The 10755-nt window shown below is 53.8% G+C and carries 8 protein-coding genes; 5 read left to right on the top strand and 3 right to left on the bottom strand.

Going from position 1 to position 10755, the window contains the following annotated elements; translation table 11 throughout:
* The first annotated feature begins 251 nt into the window (after positions 1 to 251).
* Positions 252 to 2315, top strand: a complete 2064-nt coding sequence (locus VFA09_17465; protein ID HZU69068.1) for a sialidase family protein — start codon at positions 252 to 254, stop codon at positions 2313 to 2315.
* A gap of 10 nt (positions 2316 to 2325) precedes the next feature.
* Here the strand turns inward: VFA09_17465 and VFA09_17460 are convergent, their stop codons facing one another.
* The 3 genes from VFA09_17460 to VFA09_17450 all read right to left on the bottom strand — a co-directional run bounded on the left by VFA09_17460 (position 2326) and on the right by VFA09_17450 (position 6690).
* On the bottom strand, positions 2326 to 2817 hold the full coding sequence (locus tag VFA09_17460) for a hypothetical protein (GenBank protein HZU69067.1): 492 nt from the start codon (positions 2815 to 2817) through the stop codon (positions 2326 to 2328).
* Between the two features lie 39 nt (positions 2818 to 2856).
* Positions 2857 to 5175, bottom strand: coding sequence for a zinc-ribbon domain-containing protein (locus tag VFA09_17455; protein ID HZU69066.1), 2319 nt, complete (start codon positions 5173 to 5175; stop codon positions 2857 to 2859).
* Between the two features lie 186 nt (positions 5176 to 5361).
* Positions 5362 to 6690: a hypothetical protein gene (locus VFA09_17450; GenBank protein HZU69065.1), complete on the bottom strand. Its 1329-nt coding sequence runs from the start codon at positions 6688 to 6690 to the stop codon at positions 5362 to 5364.
* A gap of 224 nt (positions 6691 to 6914) precedes the next feature.
* Here VFA09_17450 and hemA point away from each other — a divergent pair, with 224 nt between their 5' ends.
* Genes hemA through VFA09_17430 form a run of 4 tightly spaced genes read left to right on the top strand, consistent with a single transcriptional unit; the run spans position 6915 to position 10755 of the window.
* Positions 6915 to 8279: a glutamyl-tRNA reductase gene (gene hemA, locus VFA09_17445; protein ID HZU69064.1), complete on the top strand. Its 1365-nt coding sequence runs from the start codon at positions 6915 to 6917 to the stop codon at positions 8277 to 8279.
* Entirely contained in the window at positions 8182 to 9165 is a 984-nt protein-coding gene (gene hemC, locus VFA09_17440) for a hydroxymethylbilane synthase (GenBank protein ID HZU69063.1), read from the top strand. Before hemA ends, hemC begins: the two co-directional genes overlap by 98 nt.
* Positions 9158 to 10033 carry a uroporphyrinogen-III synthase gene (locus VFA09_17435; protein ID HZU69062.1) on the top strand — a complete coding sequence of 292 codons (876 nt, stop codon included), beginning with the start codon at positions 9158 to 9160 and terminating at the stop codon, positions 10031 to 10033. The genes hemC and VFA09_17435 overlap by 8 nt, the downstream gene beginning before the upstream one ends.
* Positions 10012 to 10755, top strand: coding sequence for a chlorite dismutase family protein (locus VFA09_17430; GenBank protein HZU69061.1), 744 nt, complete (start codon positions 10012 to 10014; stop codon positions 10753 to 10755). The genes VFA09_17435 and VFA09_17430 overlap by 22 nt, the downstream gene beginning before the upstream one ends.

Genomic DNA, 10755 nt, shown 5'->3' with positions numbered 1-10755 from the left:
GCAATCTGGCCATCACCCTCATCCATCGCTCTGGCTCTTGCCACATCCGAGCCAGTCGTCGTCATTTTGCCTCCTGTCCTCACGAAGCTCTGGCCTTGCTTGGTTTCTCCAAAGTCGGCCTGCAATAATTCACAAGCCCTGGGCCTTGAAATCTTCTTATTTACAGACTATACTAGAAGCAAGCGAGCAGCTATGTTCGTCTCCTCTTAATAACCCTCTACCATACCAATCCTTCAGAAAGGTTTCTCCACATGGTTCGTTCCCTCGACAGCGCGCTTACCGCGGCGCTCAATAACACCACACGCATTCCGGCAGTCAAGTTGACCATCGAAGATCATGTTCTCCATTATGCACAGTATCAAAACCCTGGAACGGCGGATGCGTGGAATGATGCCTGTATCGCCAACGACAATAGTATTGTGCGGGTACAGGTGACTCGCGGTGGCACCGGCTTCAACTGCAATTTCCAGGTGCAACGCATTACCGACCCATCTCAGGCATCACAATGGGCCAGCAGCGCCTGGGTTACACTGCCAGGATCGGCGGGACTAATGTTCCAGGATGGTGGTTGCGCCATTTCCAACTCCTCCGGCACCTTGCGAGCCTTCGCACAGCGCGGCACAGGCGGAAACAATCTCTGGGTATGGACATCGACCGATAATGGTATCACCTGGACAGGGCCTGCCAGCGTTCTTTCCCCTCCATCGTCGGCCTTAATCAAGGGCATTGGCAGCGCGGGCAATAACGATGTCTTCTTCCTTTACGATGTAACCGGGGGCGAAGCGATGGGTTGCTCGTTCTACTCCGGTGGCACCTGGTCTGCCCTTGCAACCTGGACGCTGCCAACCATCAACTCTGGGGCAGGTGTTGCCGTTGCCTGGGCTCATTTGACCTACACCATTGTTTACTCTGATAGCTATAGCCTCTTCTCGTGCATTTACAACCCATCGGGTGGCAGCTGGAGCAGCAGTTCAGTGATTGCTCCGGCCACCAGCACTGCTATAGGTCGTATTGCGCCCCGTTTGTCGCTGGCCGATGGAATCTATACCCTGGCATGCGTTGAATTCGATAATGGCGTCTTATCCGGCTCGGTCTATAGCTACCCACGTCTGAGGCAGTCCGCTGACCTCGTTCACTGGTCGAACGGGCTGATTATGCACGATATCACATGCAGTTATGGCGTGAGCGCATTCAAATTGCCCGTGCCTCATAGTGGCAATGCCGGGTCTCGTTACTATGTCGCTGCTCTCCCGATAGTCTTCAGCGCTCCGGCATTCCAGGTCTCGAATCCCGCGCAGTACCTGGATGTTTCGGCGTCCATTTTATCCTACCAGCGTCACGAGCAGCAGGGCACACCTGCTCGCCTGGAAGTAATCCTTGATAATGCACGCGGCATCTACAACGCCTTCGTGACCACCGACAACAACTATCAACCCATTGGATTGAACGCAACGCTAGTTTTAAGTGAGGGCTATAAGGTAGGCACGCCCCCATTGACTCCCGATGTCGTACAGGTTGGCATGTATCACCTGGAGCAAATACATTTCGTGCGTTCGCCACAGGAGAATCACTTGCTGCTGGTAGGACTCGACGTATCCCGCAACCTGGATGTCCAATCGCGCTATCAGAATGCGTACAGCAACGCGACATTGAGCTACCTGGTTAACGAAGTTGCGGCACGTGCCGGTCTTTTCAACCTCTCACTACCCACAACTTCCCAGATGAGCCAGGTCGTACCCTCCTTCGTCTTGCAAGCCGGTCAACTTTACCGCCATGCCCTGGACGAACTTTGCGCTACCTATGGCCTGGCGTACTTCCTCGATCAGAACGAAGTACTCCAATTTCATGAACTCTCAAACGCCGACCTACCGGTATGGAACTACCAGCCAGAGATTGAATTGGTGAGTTTTGGCAGCAATGACCTGCGCGCGAATCATATCATTGTGAGTGGCAAACCGCCGGCGGGAGGCGTTCCCGGCTCATTGACCACAGCCGAAGCCTATGATGATGCTCATGTACATCTTGTGGGATTGGAGCGCTTGCTCCATCATATCGATCAGAAACTCATGAGCACAACACAATGCGCGCAAAAAGCCAGCTTTCTCATGGCCCAGGAGGTACGCACGCAGGTGACACACACCGTATCAGTCCCATTGAATCCGGCGTTGCAATTACTGGACGGCATCACACTTACTGACAGTGGCGCTCCAATCGGCAGCGGTCAAAATGTCTCATGTCGCATTACGCGCCTGATTGCTCATTTTGATGCCCAGCTGAGTGCCTACGATCTGCAACTGGTGCTTGAGGGGTTGTGATGGTTGGATATTACGCTTTTCCGGCTCGTCTCCGGCGCGCGGCGGCAGCATTTTTGCGGCGAGCGCGCCGCCGTTCGGCGTTCACAGTGCTTGTTACCTCGACCGGCTCGGTTTCCATAGTCGAATTTACCCTGCTCGCTCCGCTGCTGCGCGCGGTTTGCGTAGTCGATTGCGCGCGCGCCTGCCGTGCATTGCTGATCCCCTGACGAATAACCAGGCCAGCGAGTATCGCAGCCGCTAGCAGAAGCACCAGGTACAGCGGGATAACGATACTTTTCAGACTTGCCGGAAGCGTTCCGGTATTGAAACCGATGCTCACCAGAAACACCAGTGCCAGCAGGACATACTCCGTACCGGTCAAAATATTGATTTGCCGGTACCAGACAAGCCGCTGCTGCTGTATCCGTGCTGCCCGCATGCGCCGCAGTCCGGACATCACGTTATACACTCCCAGGAGGATAAAAACAACGGCGAAAACGGCAAGTAAACGTGGGTCACTCATAAAACTTCAGGCATCCTCCCAGGCCGCGAACCGGCCAGATCATGTTTGAATGAAAATTTGCTCGCTCCATTGAGCGCCATTGGCATACAGTGTAACGGTATAACTGCTCCCAGCTTGAACGCCTGAACACGTGAGAGTTACAACCTGCGTCGAGCTGAACTGAGGCGTTGACTCGTCAGATGGCGCCAACTGGCCTTGAACAGACGAAAAATGGAGATGAGCGCTGGTATTGCCATCTATCCCCAACTTCCAGCTAATCACCTGTTCGCCAAGATTGATCAACGTCAATGCTGCCCCGCTTTGACAGGTCCCACCAGGCAAATAGTGAGCAATGATGGGATCAGGACTGAAAACCAGTTCTGATGGCGCATCGTTTACCGTCAATTGTACAGGCAGTGTCAACTGTTCGCTGTCATTAATGGTAAAAATAATCTGCCCCTTGTAAGGCACCTTACTGCTTTGCAAGCCGGTGATAATCGCGCTGACGCCGATGGAATCGGTGCCGGATATATTCAAAGTGCCGGAGGTGTGGTTATCATTGATGACCAGCCAGGTTAAATTATTGGCGGCGGCAGCAGTGGCCGACCATTTCAACGGGGCGCCACTGGTATTCTCAAGCGTAAATCGCTGGCTGGGATTATCCTGCCCAACCACTGCCGTAAACGAAAGCTCGTGTAGAGGTTGCCCATTGAATAACAGGGTCAGATTGTTGCTTGTAGCCGATGGAGTACCCGCGGGTAAGACATTAATCGTCAGATAGGCAAATTGATTGCTGCCGCTATCCATAGCCTCGATCACGTGGTTCCCGGTCGCCCAATCGTTTCCGACAGGAATGTTCGCGTCAAATGTTCCCTGAGCGTCGGTCTGAGCAGAAATATTGTGCCCAGATGCATCCACGATAGGCTGTGTTGTATCGAGTAAAAAGCTGATCGCCTGGTTGGAGCCAAAGTGATCACCATGTACATGGAGTGATTGACCTGTTTCAATAGTAGTATTCTGCGCTACCAGCGAGGGTTGAGCCGGGCTTGCGGGTGGTACGACTCGCGCGCTGCCGAGTGGTGAGTTGGGTATATACGAAGAGATGATGTAGGCTCCCAGGCCACCAATCAAACAAAACATGAGCAAGAGGGTAATCCAGAAACCAAGATTTTTTGGCTGGGTATCCTGCTCTTTATTGGCGAGAATAATGGCGCGCATTCGTGCCAGGCTCTGTTGCATAGCCATGAGGGGCATAGGAACGTGCGCATGTCCCCTCGATACGCCTTCCGCGGGACCCGCCTCAGCTCGCTGCCGGTCACGCCAGCTCTGGCGCCAGTGTTCTGCTGCCTTGCTGGTGCTACCTAATCTCCCAAGCTCCGGCTCAGCCACTCCGAAAACATCTATCGGATCGGATTGTGGCTTATCAACCACACCAGCAGCCTGCCAGGGAGAGCGATTGCCCGCGCCTGGTCTTTGCCAGGGAGACGGGCTTGATTCCCTCACAACCTGTTGTTGTCCTGGCTCGAAAGGAAACTGACTATTTTGAGCAGGCGCAACAGGTTGTTGCATTGATGAACCGGATGCTGCCGGTGGCGGCACTATAGGAGGAAATGCAGGCACACTCCCCGGTTTCACAGGTACCTGCCCCGATTGCGCCGGTGTTGATAATCCCTGTTGTACAGGCGTTGAAGGCGAGGCCGGCTGCAGTGGCGATGGAGAGAATCCAACCTGGCGAATCAGACCTGGAGATCTCCCAGCAAGTGGTGGTTGCATACCCGGCAAACTCACAGGATCAGGCATATTTGCCGGCCCGGCCTGCGATTGTTCGGGCGCCGGCTGTTGCGAATTGCCCCCTGAAGTGCCGCTCCACGCTCTGGACTTGAACTGCACGGACTTTGTAACAGGCACGGATGGAGCAGGTGGTGTCGTAATGATCTGTCCTTTTGTTTCCGGTTGTTTTACCGGTTCAGATTCAGAAGACCGGGTAACGCCCGGTTCTGGCGTCTCAGGTATCATATCGCTTGCTGGCTCTCGCTGTCCTAGTGTTGGAAATACTTGTACTTCCCCAACAATTTTTTTAAGCGGTTCGGAATCAGGAGGGCGCAAGAAAGCACTACCAGCCCCCCCTGGTAAAGTCGCTTGTTTGAGACCGGGATGCACGGTTCTGGTAGGAATGAGCGAAACGGCCGGGGATACCGGCGGAGTGTCAGCTACCGGTTTGACAGCATCTTCCGTTTCTACGGCATTCACGACCGCCCCTTGAGGGGTCTGAGTAGCCACAACAGAAAACGCCCCGGCAGGCAGTTGGGCAAAACCACATTTACCACAAAAGCGAGCGCCATCCGGTAGTTCCGCATTACACTTCTGACAATGGCTCATTGCTTATTTTTCCGAATATCGAATGAGGTCCCCTGGATGCGATCAAGCCAACCCTACGCTCATTCGGGTCCTACCTACAAATGCGTATAGCTCATCCTACTTTATACTTGCACAAACTGTTCAGGATGGCAACACACTATTACTTTCGTCTGTATTAACGTATGAGGAGGCCAATGTTTATCAGCTCTACCTGGTAACACCGAAGAGCCGCTTTCTCATCTTGCGCAAAAGTATACCTATTGCCACACAAATGAGAGGCCCGGTAATGAGGTTGAGTATAAATGTGAGCGGATTCAAGACTTCCAGGCTGCGTATCGGTATGGCAACACCCTGCAATTGCAGGATTCCCTTAATCCCCTGCAATAGCCATAAATCGGCGGGAAACACGATAATGAAGCCTAACAAAAACTCTAAAAGCAGGTAAGCCTTCCAGTTCATAAGAGAGGACGAATCGTTTGCACTGGCATCCTGTTTATAAACCGCGATGAGAAGTAAAGCCAGGGCAGCTCCATTGAAAACGAGAGGCTCAAGCGCCTGCAGATCGAACCATGACGGGTTCCCAAAGAAGAGAGGAATGTACCATAGCAGACTGAAAATGATGAAGTTGCCGGTGCTGCCATTCAAATTTAGAGGCGCTGGCACTTGCCAGGGGAGTAAAGCACTGAGCAGGCGCAGCGTTGGATAGGGACTCAGCGCAAATCCATTCAAACTCAGCACAAAACTATAGGCAGCAGAAAACAGGTATCCAACCATTGTTGGCGCTAAGCCGAGCAGCAGCAGCGCAATAACATAGCTGAGGAATGAACGCGCCGGTTGAGATATGCCCGTGCTTTCGACATCCGCCGCCTGCGTCTCGTGTTCATCTCTCGCGGCAGAATCGTCCTCATCGTTATTGACCAGAGTAGCCTGACTTTTCTCAGCAGCCGTGTCGTCGCCCTGCGTATCTTCAACAACTCCATCGCCTGCTTCCTCTAATGCTTCAGATAGTTGAGTTTTGGCCGGTAACGAGCGCGACGCGAAGGCGAGCTGGCCGAGTGCCACGCCGACTATGCTGAAAACAATCGAAGCCACCAGAACCAGGCCCCATGTATTGAGAAAACCTTGCAGCCCAGCCTGGCTCGTTGTAAGCGTATTGAAAACGCCTGGATAGGTAATGGCGACCAGAAATTGAAAGATCGCCATAAAAAAACCGCCCAGACCTGCTTCCCAAACCCCCGCTCCTTGCATAGCGCGAATTTTGCGCAGCCCCGTGACAAACAGGCCGCAGCCAGTGGCACTGAGTACAGCTATGGGCAGCAGTGAATTAGCAGGTTGAGCTTGAAAGCGCGCAGTTATCGCGAAGAATGCCGCGATAAGCACGACTACTCCCATCGTCAACCAATCAAAGCTACGTTCCTTTTCCACCTTCGAAGCTGTTGTTGCCGGCACAGGTTGGATCGTTTTTTCCGCTGTATCAGTGACAGTATCTTCTATTTCATCCTGGGCTTGAGTAGTAATTTCAGATTGATCCGCCATGGTTTACTCCTGCTATGTTATATACTCTGGTGATACTAGCATATTGAGCATCGAGCGACAAGAGGGAAAGCGAGATGAAACACCGGAACACTACAAAAAATAAGGTGTTTACCTGATAAAATTCTGGCAAGGAAAATCTGGCACCTACGAACCTTGACTCCAGGGAAAATACTGCTAAAATCTCTATAGGTTGCTAAATTTTTTGAGATTTACGAGGGTTTTGAGTGCATATTTTAGCTATCGGCGTTGATCACAGGTCAGCGCCCATCGAGTTGCGCGAACGATTGGCCTGCTCCCCACGGCAGATTTCCCAGGTTCTCTTGCGGGCCAAAGAACTGGTACAGGAAGCTGTACTGATCTCAACGTGTAATCGCATAGAGCTGTATGCTATCTGTCCTGAGATCGAAGGGGGAAGATCGAATCTGCTCCACATCCTGAGCGAATCGCGCCAGGTCAGGCGTGAAGAGTTTGAGCAATATTGCTACTTTCTCGTTGACGAACAGGCAGTATTGCATCTCTTAGGTGTTGCCTGTGGATTATATTCTCTTGTACCCGGCGAACCACAAATTCAAGGGCAGGTCGCGGAGGCGCTGGAAATTGCCCACGGTGGTGGTTATGCCGGCCCGATTACTTCGGCCCTCTTCCGCGCTGCGCTGGTGGCCGGGAAGCGCGCGCGCAGCGAAACAGGCATCAGCCGCAATGCCGCCTCGGTCAGTTATGTCGCGGTGCAGCTCGCAAACCGGCTTTTCCCTGACCTGAACGAGGCTCGTATCCTGCTGGTAGGCTCCGGTAAAATGAGCGAGCAGGCTGCGGCCAATTTGTGTGACCAGGGAGCGCGCCAGCTTACCATTATCAATCGCACCCAGGCCAATGCCCTGGTCCTGGCACAGCGCTTCGGCGCGACCCACCGCTCGTTCACCGAACTGGCCACATCGCTGGCAGAAGCTGATGTCGTCATCACTTCCACGACTGCTCCCCTCGCTCTCATCACCTTTGAAATGATGCAGCGGGTCGTACAGCAACGCAATGGACGCTCATTACTGCTGATAGATATCGCGCTGCCCCGCGACGTGGAACCAGAGGTGGCGAACTTACCCGGGGTGTACCTCTATAACCTGGATAACCTCCAGGCAAGTGTAGACGCGGGCATACACCTGCGCCTCCAGGAAGTTGAACAGGTACAGGCGATCATCGTCGAAGAGGCGAGCGCCTTTGACCGCTGGCGGCGCTCGCTCAACGTCGTCGGTACCATTAGCGACCTGCGCCGCCACGTAGATAGCCTGCGCCAACAGGAATTGGCACGTGCCATGCAGCACCTGTCATCTTCTCTCACAGAACGCGAGATGGCAACCGTGCAAGAGCTCACCACACGCCTTATGAACAAACTATTGCATACGCCGATGGTGCGCCTCAAAGCCGCTGCCGCCGAGGGCCAGGGGCATATCTACGCCGAGGCTTTACGATATTTATTTGATTTAGAAGAGAAAATAGATGAAACGGATAATCATAGGAACGCGGGCCAGCAAACTGGCGATGATACAGACACAATGGGTGGTCGCCCGGCTACAACAGCAGTGGCCGAGCCTTGACATCACCATCGAGCAGATTCACACAACCGGCGACAATAACACGCACATGCCCCTGACGAAGATCGGCGGTGATGGCGTTTTTGTGATGGAAATCGAACGTGCCCTTTCTGAGAAACGTATTGACCTGGCAGTACACAGCCTGAAAGACCTGCCTACAGTCCAGCCGCAGGGATTGCGTGTCGTCGCGGCAGGTACACGCGAGGATGTACGCGACGTGCTCGTCTGGCATCCATCTTATGTAGGGACAATCCCTGGTGATCACACGCAGGCTCGTTTGCGTATCGGCACATGCAGCCTGCGTCGTACAGCCCAGATTCGCGCACTTTTTCCAGCAGCAGACATTTTATCACTACGCGGAAACGTTGATACGCGGCTGCGCAAGCTTGATGCCGGGGATTATGACGCGATTGTCCTGGCCGCCGCCGGTCTGCACCGCCTGCACATCCAGGACCGCCTGGTAGAGCGCGTGACCTATCTTCCGGTTGAAACATTGATGCCCGCGCCGGGACAGGGAGCCTTAGCGCTGGAAATACGCGATGAACCTGAGATGCAGGCCTTGATTGCTCCCTTAATCGACCTGGAGACGCGGGCCACAACAACCGCCGAACGCATGTTTATGCGCCGCCTGGGTGCCGGTTGCTACCTTCCCATCGCGACCTACGGCGAAATCGTGGATGGTCAACTTACCTTGCAGGGATTGGTTACCAGCCTTGATGGTCAGAGCCAGGTACGAGTACAACAAAGTATCCCCTGGACAGCGGAAACTTCCATTGAGAGCGCCGAACAATTGGGCATCCAATTGGCCGAGCAAGCGCTAGCACAAGGCGCCGCCGGGATCATAGAGACCCTGAACGATACGCGCCTGCAGGAGCGACAGCATGTCTGAAAGCGCGGTGAAAGCGTTACCATTGCGCAATAAACGCATCCTGGTAACACGCACAAGGGAGCAGGCGGGAACATTCAGCGCGCTTTTACGCTCATTGGGCGCCTTGCCTGTTGAGTTCCCAACAATTCGCATCATACCCCCGGCAGATTGGGCACCTCTGGATCATGCTTTGAGACGACTTTGCGCGAATGGATATGATTGGCTTGTATTGACCAGCGCCAATGGCGTCACTATCTGTTTCGAGCGCTTGCGCGAACTGGGATACACAGCACAGGATATGGGCAGTACACATATCGCCGCCATTGGCCCCGCGACGGCCGCGGCGTTGTCTCAATACGGTATCGCCGCCAGCATCGTACCTGGCGAATATGTGGCCGAAAGCGTCGTCGCCGCTCTCATCGACGACGCGTATCAAACCGGCAAATCCCTGCAAGGGCAGCGCATATTACTGGCACGTGCCGCGGAAGCCCGTAAGGTGCTGGTTACCGGACTGCAACAGGCGGGCGCCATCGTAGACGAAGTAGCGGCCTATTTTACCGTTTCTGCAGCCGCCGGTGACGAGAGAGGGCTTGAAGTCGTGCGCCTACTCCGGAACCGGCAGCTCGATATCATCACCTTTACCAGTTCTTCTACAGTGCGTAATTTTATGCAATGGCTTCAGCAGTGCGAGCCAGGCTTCACGAACGAATTTAGCGATCTCGTGCGGCAAGCTCGCCCCAAAATTGCTTGTATCGGCCCCATCACTTCACAGACCGCGCGTGAATTCGACCTGGATGTACATATCGAGGCGCAAGAGTTCACTATCAACGGCCTTGTGAAGGCAATCATTCAAGACGAGGAAACAATATGGCAGATTCAACAATCATAGCGCAGCCCCAACAGGCTGTTACGCCGGCAAAACCGAAACAGCCACGCCAGCTGGTGCGCTTTACCTTTTACAAACTCGATCCCCAATGGCAGTTATTGCCACTTGAGAAACGCCAGCAGGGGAAGCAAGAACTGCTCCAAATCTTTGAAGAACATGCAGAGCATGCCCTTATGCGCAGCTATGCCCTCTATGGATTGCGATCCGATTGCGATTTTATGCTCTGGCAGGCTACCTATGATGTCAGCGACCTGCAGGGTATCAGCAGTAAAATCCGGCGCAGCAGTATGGGACCATACCTGCGCGAGACTCATGCTTTTCTTTCAATGACCAAACGCTCCGTCTACGTTGGCAAAAACGCTCGTGGCGCCCACGACCCGCGCCTGGTCATCACTCCCGAAGACAAGAAATATCTCTTTGTCTATCCATTCGTGAAGACACGCCCCTGGTATGCCCTGCCCCTGGAAGAGCGAAAACGCATGATGAACGAACATATTCGCATGGGCCTGAAATATCCCTCGGTATCCCTCAACACCACTTATTCATTTGGACTCGATGACCAGGAATTTGTGGTAGCATTTGAGACGGATAACATCAGCGATTTCCTCGACCTGGTTCAGGAACTGCGCGAGACTGAGGCCAGCCGCTACACTCTGCGCGATACACCGATGTTCACCTGCGTGGCCCAGCCATTGGACGAGATACTTGAAGCAATCGGAGCGTGA

The organism is Ktedonobacteraceae bacterium (genome assembly GCA_035653615.1).
Lineage (GTDB): Bacteria > Chloroflexota > Ktedonobacteria > Ktedonobacterales > Ktedonobacteraceae > DASRBN01.
The sequence above is the reverse complement of the archived record's forward strand: the minus strand, read 5'-3'. Positions and strand labels throughout refer to the sequence as shown.

What these genes read in the sequence shown, in the direction of transcription:
- VFA09_17465 (HZU69068.1), top strand. Translation starts at nt 252, where the DNA reads ATGGTTCGTTCCCTCGACAGCGCGCTTACCGCGGCGCTCAATAACACC.
- VFA09_17460 (HZU69067.1), bottom strand. Translation starts at nt 2,817, where the DNA reads ATGAGTGACCCACGTTTACTTGCCGTTTTCGCCGTTGTTTTTATCCTC.
- VFA09_17455 (HZU69066.1), bottom strand. Translation starts at nt 5,175, where the DNA reads ATGAGCCATTGTCAGAAGTGTAATGCGGAACTACCGGATGGCGCTCGC.
- VFA09_17450 (HZU69065.1), bottom strand. Translation starts at nt 6,690, where the DNA reads ATGGCGGATCAATCTGAAATTACTACTCAAGCCCAGGATGAAATAGAA.
- hemC (HZU69063.1), top strand. Translation starts at nt 8,182, where the DNA reads ATGAAACGGATAATCATAGGAACGCGGGCCAGCAAACTGGCGATGATA.
- VFA09_17435 (HZU69062.1), top strand. Translation starts at nt 9,158, where the DNA reads ATGTCTGAAAGCGCGGTGAAAGCGTTACCATTGCGCAATAAACGCATC.
- VFA09_17430 (HZU69061.1), top strand. Translation starts at nt 10,012, where the DNA reads ATGGCAGATTCAACAATCATAGCGCAGCCCCAACAGGCTGTTACGCCG.